The sequence below is a fragment of the Thioalkalivibrio sp. XN8 genome, assembly GCF_011058255.1.
Taxonomy (GTDB): domain Bacteria; phylum Pseudomonadota; class Gammaproteobacteria; order Steroidobacterales; family XN24; genus XN24.
Genome location: NZ_JAALFH010000008.1, coordinates 64,226 through 80,000, shown reverse-complemented (window position 1 = coordinate 80,000; position 15,775 = coordinate 64,226). Strand labels below are relative to the sequence as shown.

The 15,775-nt window shown below is 71.7% G+C and carries 15 protein-coding genes and 1 riboswitch (1 of these 16 only partly in view); of the genes, 5 read left to right on the top strand and 10 right to left on the bottom strand.

Features of this window, described 5'->3' with window-relative positions; all coding sequences use genetic code 11:
- Positions 1–70: the 3' end of a cytochrome b/b6 domain-containing protein gene (locus tag G6N75_RS00860; RefSeq protein ID WP_165346178.1), read on the top strand. The gene continues 635 nt to the left of window position 1, outside the view; only the last 70 of its 705 coding nucleotides appear in the window; the start codon falls outside the window, past its left edge; the stop codon is at positions 68–70.
- On the opposite strand, the gene G6N75_RS00855 is transcribed toward G6N75_RS00860, so the two are convergent.
- Positions 67–528: a cytochrome c gene (locus G6N75_RS00855; RefSeq protein ID WP_165346177.1), complete on the bottom strand. Its 462-nt coding sequence runs from the start codon at positions 526–528 to the stop codon at positions 67–69. The two genes, G6N75_RS00860 and G6N75_RS00855, sit on opposite strands and share 4 nt — an antisense overlap.
- A gap of 33 nt (positions 529–561) precedes the next feature.
- Positions 562–1,767 carry a tyrosine--tRNA ligase gene (gene tyrS / locus G6N75_RS00850; protein WP_165346176.1) on the bottom strand — a complete coding sequence of 402 codons (1,206 nt, stop codon included), beginning with the start codon at positions 1,765–1,767 and terminating at the stop codon, positions 562–564.
- 109 nt (positions 1,768–1,876) lie between these two features.
- Between tyrS and G6N75_RS15525 the strand changes: the two genes are divergently transcribed.
- The 3 genes from G6N75_RS15525 to ppk1 are packed head-to-tail and all read left to right on the top strand — an operon-like array spanning position 1,877 to position 6,505.
- Entirely contained in the window at positions 1,877–3,262 is a 1,386-nt protein-coding gene (locus tag G6N75_RS15525; RefSeq protein WP_165346175.1) for a peptidoglycan DD-metalloendopeptidase family protein, read from the top strand.
- Between the two features lie 10 nt (positions 3,263–3,272).
- Positions 3,273–4,409 (top strand): anhydro-N-acetylmuramic acid kinase, encoded by a 1,137-nt coding sequence (locus G6N75_RS00840; RefSeq protein WP_276611193.1) that lies wholly within the window; start codon positions 3,273–3,275, stop codon positions 4,407–4,409.
- A complete protein-coding gene (gene ppk1, locus G6N75_RS00835; protein WP_165346173.1) occupies positions 4,406–6,505 on the top strand; it encodes a polyphosphate kinase 1 in 2,100 nt (699 codons plus the stop codon). Before G6N75_RS00840 ends, ppk1 begins: the two co-directional genes overlap by 4 nt.
- Here the strand turns inward: ppk1 and ppx are convergent.
- The 8 genes from ppx to G6N75_RS00795 all read right to left on the bottom strand — a co-directional run bounded on the left by ppx (position 6,492) and on the right by G6N75_RS00795 (position 13,554).
- Complete coding sequence (gene ppx, locus G6N75_RS00830; protein ID WP_165346172.1) at positions 6,492–7,991, bottom strand: exopolyphosphatase; 1,500 nt, start codon at positions 7,989–7,991, stop codon at positions 6,492–6,494. The genes ppk1 and ppx overlap by 14 nt on opposite strands.
- Before the next feature lie 32 nt (positions 7,992–8,023).
- Positions 8,024–8,374, bottom strand: a complete 351-nt coding sequence (erpA, locus tag G6N75_RS00825) for an iron-sulfur cluster insertion protein ErpA (RefSeq protein WP_206202829.1) — start codon at positions 8,372–8,374, stop codon at positions 8,024–8,026.
- Positions 8,375–8,424: 50 nt separating this feature from the next.
- A complete protein-coding gene (locus G6N75_RS00820; RefSeq protein ID WP_165346170.1) occupies positions 8,425–8,838 on the bottom strand; it encodes a polymer-forming cytoskeletal protein in 414 nt (137 codons plus the stop codon).
- A 15-nt stretch (positions 8,839–8,853) separates the two neighbouring features.
- A complete protein-coding gene (locus tag G6N75_RS00815) occupies positions 8,854–9,558 on the bottom strand; it encodes a DUF6776 family protein (protein ID WP_165346169.1) in 705 nt (234 codons plus the stop codon).
- Positions 9,559–9,585: 27 nt separating this feature from the next.
- Positions 9,586–10,116: an RNA pyrophosphohydrolase gene (locus G6N75_RS00810; RefSeq protein ID WP_165346168.1), complete on the bottom strand. Its 531-nt coding sequence runs from the start codon at positions 10,114–10,116 to the stop codon at positions 9,586–9,588.
- Between the two features lie 66 nt (positions 10,117–10,182).
- Positions 10,183–11,220, bottom strand: coding sequence for an ABC transporter ATP-binding protein (locus G6N75_RS00805; RefSeq protein ID WP_165346167.1), 1,038 nt, complete (start codon positions 11,218–11,220; stop codon positions 10,183–10,185).
- A 25-nt stretch (positions 11,221–11,245) separates the two neighbouring features.
- A complete protein-coding gene (locus G6N75_RS00800) occupies positions 11,246–12,685 on the bottom strand; it encodes a coniferyl aldehyde dehydrogenase (protein WP_165346166.1) in 1,440 nt (479 codons plus the stop codon).
- 59 nt (positions 12,686–12,744) lie between these two features.
- Positions 12,745–13,554, bottom strand: a complete 810-nt coding sequence (locus tag G6N75_RS00795) for an inositol monophosphatase family protein (RefSeq protein WP_165346165.1) — start codon at positions 13,552–13,554, stop codon at positions 12,745–12,747.
- A gap of 99 nt (positions 13,555–13,653) precedes the next feature.
- Positions 13,654–13,798: riboswitch (cobalamin riboswitch) on the top strand.
- Positions 13,799–13,924: 126 nt separating this feature from the next.
- Here G6N75_RS00795 and G6N75_RS00790 point away from each other — a divergent pair.
- Entirely contained in the window at positions 13,925–15,757 is a 1,833-nt protein-coding gene (locus G6N75_RS00790) for a TonB-dependent receptor (protein WP_165346164.1), read from the top strand.
- Positions 15,758–15,775: the final 18 nt, after the last annotated feature.

Here is a 15,775-nt window from a genome sequence, read left to right as displayed (position 1 = left end):
CGCGGCCGGGACCTGGTACCTGGTCAGCTCGGCCCCGGGACCGAGCCTGAGCGACCTCGGGCTGTACTAGTCGTCGAGGCGGAAGTCGTTGTGACAGGCGCGACAGTCGTCGACCAGCGCGCCGATGGCCTGCTTGGTCGCCGCCTCGTCGCCGCTCGCCGCGACCTCGGCCAGCCGCTCCGCGCTCGCCTGGGTGTTCGCCGCCAGTTCCTCGAAGCGGGCGTAGTTTTCCCAGATCGCCGGCAGGGCCTCGGTGGCTACGTCGTGCGGCCGGGTATCGGCGCGGAAGGCGTCCGGGATCATGCTCGACATCCAGGCGATACGCTGGGCATTGCGCGCCACGATTTCGGCGTCGTAGGGCACCAGCCCGCGGGCCATGGCGCCGAGCGGCCCCATGTTCCAGCCGACGACCTCGAGCACGGACTGGCGGGTCTCGGTCGCCTTCTCGGCCTGCTCGGCGTCGAGAGCCAGCGCCGGCGCGGCGGCCAGGGCGGCGAGTGCGATTACTGCTAGCTTGCGATGGAACATGGAACTTCTCCCTGTGGTTGAGTAAGGCCCGGCTCAGGCCGGGCGCAAGTCGATCTCGATTATGCGGCGCTTGCCGACGGCCAGCACGTAGCGCCGGCCGGCCGCGAGCGTCAGGCGCGGGTCCTCGACCCGCTCGCCGTCGACCCGCACCGCGCGCTGGCGGATCTCGCGGAACGCTTCCGAGTTGCTCGCCGTCAGCCCCGCGGCCGTCAGCGCCGCCGCCAGCCCGATCTCGCCGCCGGCGCACTCGAGCACCCGGCACTCGAGGTCTTCGGGCATCGCGCCGGCGCGGATGCGCTGGTCGAAATCCTGCCGCCCCGCCCGGGCGCCCGCCTCGCCGTGGAAACGCGCCGTGAGCTCGTGGGCCAGCTCGAACTTCGCCTCCATCGGGTTGCGGCCGGCGGCGACCTCCGCGCGCAGCGCCTCGAGCTCGGCCAGGGGCCGGAACGACAGCAGCTCGTAGTACCGCCACATCAGCTCGTCGGTGATCGACATCAGCTTGCCGAACATCACGGCGGGCGGCTCGTCGATGCCGACGTAGTTGCCCAGCGACTTGGACATCTTCTGCACGCCGTCGAGGCCTTCGAGCAGCGGCACGGTCAGCACCACCTGCGGCGGCTGGCCCCAGGCCTGCTGCAGCTGGCGGCCGACCAGGAGGTTGAACTTCTGGTCGGTGCCGCCGAGCTCGACGTCGGCCTGCAGCGCCACCGAGTCATAGCCCTGCACCAGCGGGTAGAGGAACTCGTGGATGGAGATCGGCCGGCCCTCGGCGTAGCGCCGGCTGAAGTCGTCGCGTTCCAGCATCCGGGCCACGGTGTGCCTGGCCGCCAGCCCGATCAGGTCGGCGGCGCTCATCGGGCCCATCCAGCGCGAGTTGAACTCGACCCGGGTCAGCTCCGGGTCGAGGATCTTGAAAATCTGGGCCTCGTAGGTGCGCGCGTTCGCCGCGATCTCCTCCGGTGTCAGCGGCGGGCGGGTCGCGTTCTTGCCGGTGGGGTCGCCGATCATGCCGGTGAAGTCGCCGATGAGGAAGATGACCTCGTGGCCGAAGGCCTGGAACTGGCGCATCTTGTTGACCAGCACCGTGTGGCCCAGGTGCAGGTCCGGCGCCGTCGGGTCGAAGCCTGCCTTGACCTTCAGGGGCCGCCCGGTCGCGAGGCGCGCCTCCAGTTCCCGCTCCAGCAGCACCTCCTCGGTGCCGCGCAGCAGTTCAGCCAGTTGTTCTTTGGCAGGTTTCATGAAAACTCCGTGATGAGTCACTGTTTTTTTTGAGAAACAGCGCATTGACCGGGACGCGCGCGGCCGTTAGGGTAACGCAAATTTTGCAGCCTGCGATGCGGTGGGTCGAGTGGGAAGCGGAGTCCGGCACGATTACAAGATCAAGGCCAGCCCGGCATCGGTCCAGCGACCGCCCGTGTCGCGCCGCCACGTGGCCGTGATCGTGACCTGCGTCGTGCTGGCGGGGCTGGTGGCGCTCTGGTCCGACGGCCCGGCCGAAGGCAAGCAGTCCCTGCAGGCCCCGCCGGTCGCCGCCCTCCCCCTCCCCCTGCCGGAACGCCCGCCGGCCGCGGCCGAGCTGCCCGACAGCGCAGTGCTGGCCGCTGCGGTCGAGCAGGCGGCACAGTCCGGGCGGGGCGAGCGCGTGCTGCTGGAGGTCGGCTCCGGCGACAGCCTCGACCGCCTGTTCCGCCGCCACCAGCTCTCGGTGGCCGACCTGCACCGCCTGCTGGCGCTCGACGAGGTCGCGCCCCACCTGAAGCGGGTCCGGCCCGGCGACACCTTCGAAGTCCACCGCGACGGCGCCGCCCTGCTCGGCCTGACCCGCCGGCTGGACGAAACCCGCAGCCTGGTGGTGAAACTCGGCGAAGAAGGCTACAGCGCCAGCTTCCTCGAGCACCCGGTCGAGATCCGCCTCGCCCGGACCACCGGCCGGATCACGTCCTCTTTCTATGCCGCCGGGCTCGCCGCCGGCCTGTCCGACGCGACCATCATGCGGCTCGCCGGCATCTACGCCTGGGACATCGATTTCGCCCTGGACATCCGCCGCGACGACTGGTTCTCGGTGGTCTACGAGGAGCTCTGGCAGGACGGCGAGAAACTGCGCGACGGCGAGATCGTGGCGGCCGAGTTCAGCAACCAGGGCCGCTCCTACCGGGCCGTCCGCTTCCCCGACGAGGACGGCCGCGCGAGCTACTACACGCCCGAGGGCGACAACATGCGCAAGGCCTTCCTGCGCGCCCCGGTGCATTTCACCCGCGTCAGCTCCAACTTCAACCCGAACCGGCTCCACCCGGTCCACAAGATCCGGCGGCCGCACCGCGGCGTCGACTACGCCGCGCCCACCGGCACGCCGATCATGGCGGCCGGCGACGGCAAGGTCATCTCCGCCGGGACCCAGGGCGGCTATGGGCGGACCGTGGTGCTGCAGCACGGCGGCAACGTCACCACCCTCTACGCCCACATGTCGCGCATCGCTGCCTCGGCCCGCGTCGGCCGGCGCGTGAAGCAGGGCGACATCATCGGCTATGTCGGCGCCACCGGGACCGCGACCGGGCCCCACCTCCACTACGAGTACCGGATCAACGGCGTACACAAGAACCCGCGCACGGTGGACCTGCCGAAAGCCGACCCCGTGCCGGCCGCGCGCCGGGCGGAGTTCGCCGCCGTCACCGCGCCGCTGGTCGCCGAGCTCGACGCGCTGGGCGGACCGCTGCGCCTGGCCGCCATCGACTGACGGTACCGCCCTGGCCGCCGCCTCACTCCTACCCGGCTACTACCTCGGACTGATGTCCGGCACCTCCATGGATGCCGTGGACGCCGTGCTGGCCGTCGCCGAGGCCGGGACCTTCCGCGTGCACGCTGCCCGGGCCGAGCCCCTGCCGGGGCCCGTGGCGGAGCGCCTGCGCCGCCTCGCGCTGCCGGGTCCGGCCGATCCGGCCGGGCCCGATCCGGTGGACGAACTCGGCGCCCTCGACCGGCTGGTGGGCGAGCTGTTCGCTGCCGCGGCGAAGGGCCTGCTGGCGGAGGCCGGCGTGGCGGCAAGCGAGGTCCGGGCCATCGGCAGCCATGGCCAGACGCTGCGCCACCGCCCCCGTTCGCCCCACCCTTTCACCCTGCAGGTCGGCGACCCCAACCTGGTCGCCGAGCACACCGGCATTACGGTAGTAGCCGACTTCCGCCGCCGCGACGTGGCGCTGGGCGGCCAGGGGGCGCCGCTGGTGCCGGCCTTCCACGCGGCCGTCTTCGCCGACCCGCGGGAGTACCGGGCCGTGCTCAACCTGGGCGGGATCGCCAACCTCACCCTGCTGCCGCCGGGCGAGGCGGTCACCGGCTTCGACACCGGGCCGGCCAACACGCTGCTCGACGCCTGGGCGCGGCGGCACCTCGGGACGCCCTGTGACGAGGACGGCCGCTGGGCCGCTGCCGGCCGCGTGGACGAGGCGCTGCTGCATCGCCTGCTCGCGCATCCCTTCCTGGCCCTGCCGCCACCGAAGAGCACCGGGCCCGAAGAGTTCTCGCCGGCCTGGCTGGATGCCGAGCTGGCAGCGCTTGGCCACGCGCCGGCGCCGGCCGACGTGCAGGCCACGCTGGGGGAGTTCACGGCCCGCACGGTGGCCGAAATGCTCGCGCCCCGCCCGCCGGCCCGCCTGGTGGCCTGCGGCGGCGGGGCGCGCAACCCGCACCTGATGGGGCGGCTCGGCGCCCTGCTGCCCGGCACCCGCGTGGAGAGCAGCGCGGCGTACTCGATCGACCCCGGCCACGTCGAGGCCGCGGCCTTCGCCTGGCTGGCGGCGCGAACGCTGGCGGGCCTGCCCGGCAACCTGCCCTCGGTGACGGGCGCGCGCCGCGCCGCCGTGCTCGGCGCAGTGTGGCCGGCATGAGCGGATCGCCCGACCTCGAGGCCCTGCGCCGTCCCGAGCTTTACCTCAACCGCGAGCTGGCGGCCCTGGAGTTCAACCGGCGGATTCTCGACCTGGCCCGCGATGCGAGCGTGCCGGCCCTCGAGCGGCTGCACTTCCTCTGCCTGTCCTGCACCAGCCTCGACAAGTTCTTCGAGATCCGCGTCGGGGGGCTGAAGGAGCGGCTGGAGTACGGCACCACTTACCTGCGGCGCGACGGCATGACCGCGGTGGAGACCCTGGCCGGCATCGCGCGGGTGGCGCGGGAGCTGGTCGCGGAGCAGTACCGGGTCTTCAACGAGGCGCTCGGCCCGGACCTGGCGGCGCGCGGCGTGCGCTTCCTGCCGCGTGGCGAATGGAACCCGGCCCAGACGCGGTGGGCCAGGCAGTTCTTCCGCCGCGAGGTCCTGCCCGTGCTCACCCCCATCGGCCTGGACCCGGCCCATCCCTTCCCGCGCATCCTGAACAAGGCGCTGAACTTCATCGTGGAGCCCTCGGGCACCGACGCCTTCGACCGCGAAGCGCCAATGGCCGTGGTCCAGGCGCCCCGTTCGCTGCCGCGGGTGATCCGGCTGCCGGCCGCGGTCGAGGGCACCGGTCCCGACGATTTCGTCTTCCTGTCGTCCATCATCCATGCCTTCGTCGGCGGACTGTTCCCCGGCCTGGAAGTCCTCGGCTGCCACCAGTTCCGCGTCACCCGCAACAGCGACCTGCCGGTGGCCGACGAGGACGCCGAGGACCTGCTGCGCGCGGTCGAGGGCGAGCTGGCCTCGCGGCCCTACGGCGACGAGGTGCGCCTCGAGGTGGCGCAGGGCTGCCCGCCGCACCTGCTGCGCTTCCTGCTCAACCGGTTCGGCCTGGGCGACGACGACCTGTACGAGGTGAACGGCCCGGTCAACCTCAACCGGCTCTCGCAGGTGATCGAGCTGGTGGCGCGGCCGGACCTGAAATACCCGCCCTTCGCGCCGGCCCGGCCGCGCGCCCTGCGCGCCTCCGACGGCATGCTGGCGGCCATGCGGCGCGGCGATGTGCTGCTGCACCACCCCTACGAGAGCTTCGGCCCGGTGCTGGACCTGCTGCGCGAGGCCGCGGCCGACCCGCAGGTGCTGGCGATCCGGCAGACCCTCTATCGCACCGGGCCCGACTCGCCGGTGGTGGACGCGCTGGTCGAGGCCGCGCGGGCCGGCAAGGAAGTGACGGTGGTGGTCGAGCTGATGGCGCGCTTCGACGAAGCGGAGAACATCAAGCTGGCGAACCGGCTGCAGCAGGCCGGCGCCCAGGTGGTGTACGGCGTGGTCGGCTACAAGACGCACGCCAAGCTCCTGCTGGTGGTGCGGCGGGAAGGCCAGGGCCGGCTGCGCCGCTACGTGCATCTCGGCACCGGCAACTACCATCCGGACACCGCCCGGCGCTACGCCGACTACAGCCTGTTCACCTGCAACAGCCGGCTCGGCCGCGACGTCCACGAAGTGACGATGCTGCTGACCAGTCCCGGCGCCCGCGCCCGGACTTCGCTGCTGGCGGTGGCGCCGCTGGACCTGCACGAGCGCACGCTCGAGCTGATCCGGCGCGAAGCCGGGCACGCCCGGGCCGGGCGGGCGGCCCGGATCGTCGCCAAGCTGAACGCCCTGGTGGAACCCGAAGTGATCGAGGCGCTGTATGCCGCCTCCGGCGCGGGCGTGCGGATCGAGCTGATCGTCCGCGGCACCTGCTGCCTGCGGCCCGGGGTCCCGGGGATATCGGACAACATCCGCGTGCGCTCCATCGTCGGGCGGTTCCTCGAGCACGCCCGCGCCTTCTGGTTCGCCAACGGCGGGCGCGACGAGGTCTACCTGTCCAGCGCCGACTGGATGGAGCGCAACTTCTTCACCCGCGTGGAAGTGCACTACCCCATCACCCGCGTCGCCTTGCGGCGCCGGATCATCGCCGATCTCGAACGGGAGCTCGAGGAGAACTGTTTCGCCTGGGAGATGGCGCCGGACGGCAGCTGGCAGCGGGTCGCCCGGCCGGCGGCGGACGGCGTCTCGGTCCAGGACGAGCGGCTCGACCGCCTCGCCCAGCGCCTCAGCGGAAGCTGAGCTTCAGGTCGATCGCGCCGAGATAACGCGCCTCCTGTTCCAGGTCGGCCAGGGTCAGCGGATGGGTCTCGAGCCAGCTCTCCGGGAACTGGAGCCGGAGCTTGCGGCGCGAGGCCTCCACCGCCAGCGCCGGCAGGGGCTTGTCGCTGCGGCTGCGATGCAACAGCACCGCCAGGCGCAGGATGGCCACCAGGTAGGGCAGGCGCTTCGACCACGGCTCCTGCACGTCGTCGAGAAACCCCTTCCTGATCTTGCGCCGGTGGGCGCCCACGAGTCCCGCCAGCCGCTGCTGCTGGTCGGAGGAGAACCCCGCCAGGTCAGCATGGCGCAACAGGTAGGCCGCGTGCAGCTGGTGCTGCGCATGGGCGATGTCGAGGCCCACCTCGTGCAGCCGCGCACCCCAGCCCAGCAGGTCCGCGCACTCCGGGTCCTCGAGGCTCCAGTCGCCGGCCAGCTGCTCCAGCAGGCCTAGCGCGGTCGCCTCGACCCGTTCCGCCTGGGTCGCATCGGCGTGGAACCGCTGCTGGAATGCGCGCACGCTCCGGTCGCGCGCATCCTCGTCAGTGAGCCGGCCCAGCAGGTCCCACAGCAGCCCCTCCCGCAGCGCGCCCTCGGCCGGGACCATCTGGTCGAGGTCGAGGGCGGCGAAGATCTCGGTCAGCACCGCGAGACCGCCGGGATAGACCGGCGCCCGCTGGTCGCCGAGCCCCGGCAGGTCGTGGCGCTTCACGTCCCCGGCCGCGAGCAGCCGCTCGCGCAACACCTCGAGCCCTTCCCGGGTGATCTCGCCGCCGGTGGCGCCGAGCAGCCGGAGCACGCGGCCGGTGGCGCGGATGGTGCCCGAGGTGCCGACCGCCTGCTGCCAGTCCACCTGGCGGAAGGGCTTGCGGATGGGCTCGAGTTCGCGCCGCGCGAACAGGCGCGCCTGGCGGAAACCCTCGGCCGTGATGACCCCGCCGGGGAAGAAGGCCTCGCTGCTGCTGACGCAGCCCATGTAGAGGCTCTCGAGGCGCAGCGCGTCGTAGCCCTCGCCGACGATCAGCTCGGTGCTGCCGCCGCCGATGTCCACCACCAGGCGCCGGCCGGTTTGTGCCGGCAGGGAGCGCGCGGCCCCGAGGTAGACCAGGCGGGCTTCCTCGACGCCGGAGATGACCTCGATGGGATGTCCCAGCGCCTCGCGGGCCGCCCGGAGGAACCCGGCGCGACGCCGGGCCCGGCGCAGGGTATTGGTGCCCACGGCCCGTACCTGGCCCGCCTCCAGCGCGGCCAGGCGCTCGCGAAACCGGGCCAGGCAGGCGAGCGCGAGTTCCGCCGCGTCAGGCTGGATCCGGCCCTGTTCGTCGAGGCCCGCGCCGAGTCGGACCATCTCGCGGATCCGGTCGAGAATAGTGATCTCGCCGTCGCCGCGGCGAGCCACCACCATGTGGAAGCTGTTGGAGCCGAGGTCGACCGCGGCGATGACTTCCGGCTGCGGGTCGGGCGCCATCGCGCGGACCTCAGCGCCTCAGTGGCCGGCCGTCAGACGCCGAAGGAGGAGCCGCAGCCGCAGGTGGTCGACGCGTTGGGGTTGCGGATGACGAACTGGGCGCCGTTCAGGTCTTCGCGGTAGTCGATTTCCGCCCCGGCGAGGTACTGGATGCTCATCGGGTCGACGAGCAGGGTCACGCCGCAGTTCTCGATCCGCGTGTCGCCGTCGTCCTCGTTCTCGTCGAAGGTGAAGCCGTACTGGAACCCGGAGCAGCCGCCGCCCTGGATGAAAACCCGGAGCTTGAGGTTCGGGTTGCTCTCCTCGCGGATGAGCTCGCCGACCTTGGTGGCGGCCGCGTCCGAAAACAGCAACGGCTGGTCGATAGCGGTCGGTTCGGTCATGTTCGTTGCCATGGTGCTGGTCGTCGGTGGCGATGGTCAGGGGAGGTATTCTACCCGACGTCGCCGGGCGCGTCCTGCCCCCCGTCGGGCGCCGGCAGGGCCTGCTGCCCGGCGGGCTGGTGGACCAGGCGCCCGTTGACGCAGGCGCCGGCCGACATCTCCAGCACCTGGTACATGACGTTGCCGTCGACGCGGGCCGTGGGGCCGAGCTCCACCCGTTCCCGCGCGATCACATCGCCCCGCACGGTGCCGCTGAGCACCAGCGTGTCGACCTGGACCGTGCCCGCGATCACGCCGTCGGTGCCGATGGCGAGCACCGAGCGGCCCGCCTCGCCAGTGACGTCGCCCTCGATCGCGCCGTCGAGGTGGACGCGGCCCTGGAATTCCAGGTTGCCGCTGACCGTGGTGCCGCCGCCGATCAGCGTGGCGATGGCGCCTTGTTCCCGTTTCTTCCTGCCAAACATATGGTTAGATCCGTTTCAACTGCTGGGGTCCCAGGGGAAGCTGGTGACGATTGCGCGCGCGCGGCCGTTGGGCTTCAGCGCCACTTCTGCCGTTTCGGGCACGAAGCCCGCGGGCAGTATGACCTCCACCTCCACGTCCTGGAAATAGAGAAACTCGTAGGGCACGGCCTCGGCCGCCAGCTGCGGCAGCGCCAGGCTCGTCTCGGCCCCGTCCCGCGTGCCGTGCAGGTCCACCTGCACCACGCCGGCGGCGCGGCCGGAGCGCTGCGGGTTCTGGACCAGCAGCAGGCGCAGCCGGTAGCTGCGGTCGAGATCCGCCGGCTCGATCTCGAAGGTCTGTACCCGCAGGCCCGTGCGGCCCTCCGGCGGCACCACGATGCGACGGTAGAACTGCAACTCCTCGTTGAGGGTGGCGACGCGCTCCTCGCTGGCGGCGAGCGCCGCCTTGAGCCCGTCCAGCGCCTCGCGGTCCACCTCCAGCGTCGTCTGCGCCCGGGCCAGCGCATCCCGCAGCCGGCCGACCTCGCTCTCCAGCCGGGCCGTCTCGGTGCTGAGCTCCGCCACCCGCTGCTCGGCCCGGGAGCCCGCCCCGCCGCCGGCGGAGTGCCCCCAGCGGAACAGGCCGTAGCCGGCCACCAGCGCGACCAGTGCCGCCACCGCGAGCAGCATGCGCCAGCGACGCGGGTCATGAAGCCTGACGACGAGGCGCTGTTCTTCCACGAGGGCTCCTGGGGGAAGGCGGCGGGCCTAGTGGCCCGGCTCACCGGACGGCGCGCCCGGCCGTGGCGGGGGGCCGTCCGGGAACACCAGGCGGCCGAATTCGCGCAGCGCCCTGAGGTAGACGCGGCGCTTGAAATAAATGACCTCGTCGACGGGGCGCCACCAGCTGACCCAGCACCAGCGGTCGAATTCGGGATGGTCGCAGCAGTCGAAGCGCACCCGCGTCTCGTCCGCGGTCAGGCGCAGCAGGAACCAGCGCTGCTTCTGGCCGATGCAGACCGGCCGGGAGTGGCGCCGGATGTAGCGCCGGGGCAGGCGGTAGCGCAGCCAGCCGCGCGTGCTGCCCAGCACCCGCACGTCGTCGCAGGTCAGCCCGATCTCCTCCTCCAACTCGCGGAACATGGCCTCGCGGGGGCTCTCGCCCTCGAGGATGCCGCCCTGCGGGAACTGCCAGCCCGGGCGGCCGGCGCGGCCGGCCCAGAAAACACGTCCTGCCTCGTTGGTGAGGATGATGCCGACGTTGGCCCGAAAGCCATGCTCGTCTATGCAATCCTTCATCGGCGGATGCCAAAACCTTTTGCCCCGGATTCTTCCACAGGGCGACGGGGAAACCAAGCGCCGCGCTCAGCCAGGGAAGACGACCACGTGGTCCGCCTCCAGGCGGATGCCGATCCGCTCGCCGACGCGGTGGTCGTGGTGGCTGGGCACCAGCGCCAGCACGCGCCGGCCGCTCGGCAGGCCGAGGGTGTAGAGGATGGAGGCGCCGCGGAAGGCCTTGCGCAGCACGGTGGCGGTCTGGGGGCTGTCGTCGTCGTGCACGATGTCGTCCGGCCGCAGCAGGACTTCGACGGCGGCGGCCTCGGGCAGCCGGATCGCCTCGGTCGGCTCCAGCCGGCCCAGCTCGACCTGCACCGTGCCGTCGGCGTTGGCCTCGCCGGGCATGAAACATCCTTCGCCGACGAACTCCGCCACGAAACGCGTGGCGGGGCGGTGATAGAGGTTGTAGGCGGTGTCCCACTGCTCGAGGTGCCCCTCGCGCATCACGCCGATCTCGTCCGCCACGGCGAAGGCCTCGGCCTGGTCGTGGGTCACCAGCAGCGCGGTGATGCCCAGCTTTTTCAGGATGTCACGGATCTCGGTGCCGAGGCGGACCCGCAGGCCCGTGTCCAGGCTGGAGAACGGCTCGTCCAGGAGCAGCAGTCCCGGCCGCGGCGCCAGGGCGCGCGCCAGCGCCACGCGCTGCTGCTGCCCGCCCGAGAGCTCGTCCGGGAACAGGCTTTCGCGCCCCGCCAGGCCGACCACGTCCAGCACTTCCGCCACCCGGCGGTCCTTCTCGGCGCCCTTCAGGCCGCGCAGGCCGAAGCCGACGTTGGCGGCCACGTCGAGGTGCGGGAACAGCGCGTATTGCTGGAACACCATGCCGAGCCCGCGCTGCTCCGGCGGCACGGTGAACCCGGGGCTGCTGAGCACCTCGCCGTTGACCAGGATGCGGCCGGCCTGCACGCCTTCGAAACCGGCGATGCAACGCAGGGCGGTGGTCTTGCCGCAGCCGCTGGGCCCGAGCAGGCAGCCGATGGCGCCGGCGGGAATGCGGAACGACAGGGACTTCAGGACCCGGTTGTCGCCATAGGCCTGCTCGATCCCCTCGACCGTCAACCACATGCGTCGTGTTCCGCCCGCCGGGTGTTCAGCGCAGGTACAGCCAGTACATCAGGCGCTGCAGCCAGCCGCCGTACGGGGCGTACAGGACCTTGCCGGTGTTGAGGCGCGGCCGCTCGAACACCGCCTTGGCATGGGAGAAAGTGAGGAAGCCCTCGTAGCCGTGGTAGTGGCCCATCCCCGACTCGCCCACGCCGCCGAACGGCAGGTCCTCGGCGATGAACTGGCTCACGGCATCGTTGATGCAGACGCCGCCGGCGTGGGTCTCGGCCAGCACGCGCTCGCGCCGCTCGGGGTTGAAGTCGAACAGGTTCAGCGCCAGCGGCCGGGGCCGGGCGTTGATGAAGTCGATGGCTTCCTGCAGGTGGTTGTAGGCGACGATCGGCAGCACGGGCCCGAAGATCTCCTCCTTCATCACCCGCATCTCGGCCGTCGCGTTCTTGACCAGGTACAGCGGCAGCTTGCGGCTGCCGGTCTCCGGCGAGAGGCCGCCCGGGTTGAGCTCGATGACCTCCCCACCCCGCTCACGCGCATCGTCGATGTAGCCGCGGAGGCGCCGGTAGTGGCGCTCGTTGACCACGGCGCTGTAGTCGCTGTTGCGCACCAGCCCCGGGTACATCTTCGCCAGGTGCTTGCCGAAGGCGGCGATGAACTCGTCCACCCGCCCGGCCGGGCACAGCACGTAGTCGGGCGCGACGCAGGTCTGCCCGGCGTTCAGCGCCTTGCCGAAGCAGATGCGCTCGGCCGCCAGGTCCATGGGCACGTCCTCGGAAATCAGGGTCGGGGACTTGCCGCCCAGTTCCAGCGTCACCGGGGTGAGGTTGGCCGCCGCCTCCTTCATCACCAGGCGGCCCACCTCGGAGCCGCCGGTGTAGAGGAGGTGGTCGAAGGGCAGGCGGGTGAACTCCCGGGCCGTCTGCGCCTCGCCGAGCACCACGGCCACCTGGCGCTCCTCGAAGGCCTCGGACAGCAGGTGGCGCATCAGCTCGGCGGTGCGCGGCGTGGTCTCCGACATCTTGATCATGACGCGGTTGCCGGCCGCCAGGGCGAACACCAGGGGCCCCGCCGACAGCGCGATCGGGTAGTTCCACGGCACCACCACGCCGACCACGCCGAGCGGCTGGTAGTAGACCATCGCCCGCGTCGTGGCCATCAGCAGGCTGGTGCTGCGCCGCTGCGGCTTCATCCAGCGCCTGAGGCGGCGCAGGCAGTACTTGATGTGGTGCACGACGGCGAGAATCTCGGCCTGGGTCTCGGGCCCGGCGCGGCCGCCGAAATCCGTCGACACCGCGGCGACCAGGCGCTCGCGGTTGGCGATCAGCACGTCCTTGAGCCGCTTCAGGTCGGCCTTGCGCGCCGCCAGCGTGGGCATGGGGGCGGCCCCGAACGCGGCCTGCTGGGCATCGAAGAGGCGCCGCATGCGGGCGATCTGCTGCTGTTCGGCGATGTCGGTAGGCTCAGCGGCCATGACGAGTGCCTCCGGTCAGGATTCAGCCCTCAAATGTAACCTGTTGCGGTGCATCGACGCTATTTCCCGCCCCCGGGACCGGTCCTGGGGACAGTCCCCAGGACCGGTCCCAGCAGGGCGGCGACCTGCGGGTACAGATGCCGGTTGCCCGCCAGCACGCTGGTCGTCTCGAGGCCGACCTTGCGCCCCTCCAAATCCGTGAAGATGCCGCCCGCTTCCTCGACGATCAACGACAATGCAGCGATATCGAGGATATTCACGTCCGATTCCACGATCGCGTCGATCCGCCCGGCCGCCAGCAGGTGGTAATGGTAGAAATCCCCGTAGCCGCGGATCCGGGCCACCCGCCGTACCACCTCGCCCCAGGCCGCCCAGCGCGGGCCCGCGGCGAGGGTGCGCAGGTTGCCCGAGGAGACGGCGGCGTCCTCGAGGCGCTCCACCAGGCTGGCGCGGCAGCGGTGGCCGTCGAGGAAAGCCCCCTGGCCGCGCTCGGCCCACGCCAGCTCGCCGAAGGCCGGCGCCGAGGAGACCCCGACGATGATCTCGCCCCGGTGCATCAGCGCAATCTGCGTCGAAAAGAAGGGATAGCCGCGCACGAAGCTGCGCGTGCCGTCGATCGGGTCGACCAGCCAGAGGTACTCGGCGTCGATCCCCGCCCGCCCCGTTTCCTCGCCGTAGAAGCCATGGTCCGGGAAGGCGTGCGCAAGCGCGCTCCGGATCAGCTCCTCCGCCTCGACGTCGGCGCGGGTGACGGGCGTGCGGTCCGGCTTGAGCGAGACCTCCACGTCGTCCCGGTAATACTGCTGGATGACCTCACCGGCCGCCTGGGCGGCGTCGAGCGCGACCTGCAGAAAACGCGAACGTTCCATGCCGCCAATTTGACACCCCGCAGCCCCGGAGACAACATGCGGCATGTCAGGTGAGCCAGCCGCAAGAGCGGCCGGCTGGGCGCGTCGCGAGGCGCGCCCCGGGAAGCCGGTGAAAGTCCGGCGCTGCCCCCGCAACGGTAAGCGAGTCAAGCGTCATCACCCGTCATTGCACGGGAGCCACTGCGCCACGGCGTGGGAAGGCGATGCCGCCGGGCCACCGGCCCCCTCGCGAGCCCGGAGACCGGCCTGGCGAGGTTCCGGGTGCTCGGCGGGAGCACGCACCGGCCAGGACCGGCCGTTGTCTCTCCCCCGCTCCCCGGTGGATTCCGTGACGCAGCGCATGCGGGCGTGCATGCGCGGGGGAACAGGCTTGAAGACCTTTCGCATCGCGCCGGCCGTGGCCCTGGCCACCCTGCCGTTCGCGCCCGTCGCCAGCGCGGACACCGCCATGCTGGACCACGTGCTGGTGACGGCCACGCGCCGCGCCATCAGCGCCGACCAGGCCCTGCCGCCCGTGGTGGTCATCGACCGCGCCGAGATCGAGCGCAGCAACGCCATCGACGTGGCCGAGCTGCTGCGTTACCAGGCCGGGATCGAGATCGCCCGCAACGGCGGCCCCGGCCAGGTGACCTCGGCCTTCATCCGCGGCGCCAACAGCACCCACACGCTGGTGCTGGTCGACGGCGTGAAGATCAATCCCGGCACCGCCGGCGGAGCGGCGCTGCAGAACATCACGCCCGAGATGGTCGAGCGCATCGAGATCGTGAAAGGCCCGCGGTCCTCGCTCTACGGCTCGGAAGCCATCGGCGGCGTGATCAACATCATCACCCGCCGCGCCAGCGGCGCGGCCGAGCTGGGCGCGCACGTGCAGGCCGGGCGCTACGGGCTGCGGGGGGCCGGCGCCCGCGCCGCCACCCAGGGCGAGCGGTTCGGCGCCGGGATCTCCGCCACCGGGGTCCGCACCGACGGCTTCCCCACCTTCCGCGACAGCAGCGACGACCGCGGCTTCGAGAACGACACCGTCAATGCCTGGGTGCGCGCCGGGCTCGGCGCCGTGGAGGTGGAAGCCAGCCACTGGCAGGCGGAGGGCAACACGGAGTACGCCGACTTTTTCCGCGCGCCCCAGGACCAGGACTTCGAGAACCGGATGACCCGCGTCCGGGCGGCCTGGCAGGGCCGGGACTGGCGCTCGGCACTGACCGTGGCCCGGGTCATCGACCACATCGAGCAGGGCGAGCTGGCCTTCGACCCGGACGACTTCGTCCGGACCGAGCGGGACCTGGTGGACTGGCAGAACGACCTCGACTTCATCCCCGGCCTGGAGCTGACGGCCGGCCTCAGCCTGTCGCGCGAGGAGACCTCGGGCCGGAGCTTCGGCACGCCGCTGGAAGACCTGCCCGGCGCCGGCCGGGCCGACCGGGACGAGGACGCCGCCTACCTGCAGGCCGGCTTCGAGCTCGGAGCGCAGCGCTTCGTCGCCGCCGGCCGCCACACCGACCACAGCGCCTTCGGGGGCGTCAACACCTGGAACCTGGAGTGGGGCACGGCGCTGGGCAGCGACTGGTCGGTCGCTGCCGGCCTCGGCCGCGGCTTCCGCGCGCCGGGCACCAGCGACCTCTACGCCTTCGGCGGCAACCCGGCCCTCGAGCCCGAGATTTCGCGCAGCCTGGACCTCGGGCTGAAGTACCAGCCGCACCCGGACCATGAGCTGGCACTGGCGCTGTTTCACACCGAGATCGACGACCTGATCGAGTTCTTCGACCCGGACGGCTTCACCGGTCCCCTGCCCGGCCAGAACGAGAACATCGGCGACGCGCGCATCCGGGGAGCGGAGCTGGGCTGGCGCGCACGGCTCGGCGCCTGGCGGGTGGATACCGACCTGCTGCTGCAGCAGCCCGAGGACCGCAATACCGGCGCGCAGCTGCTGCGCCGCGCCGAGCGCGTGCTCACGGCCCAGGTCGTCCGCCCCCTCGGCGCGCACGAGCTCGGGCTCCAAATGCTCGCCTCCGGCGAACGCAGGGACTTCGGCGACGTGCGCCTGGCCGGCTACGTGCTGGTGAACCTGGCCGCCAAGCTGGAGCTGGGACGCCACTGGACGCTGCGGGCGCGCCTCGAGAACCTGCTGGACCAGGACTACGAGCTGGTCGACGGGTACAACACCGCCGGGCGTGGCCTTTACGCCAGCCTGGCCTACAGTTACTGACAGACTAAGGAACAACAG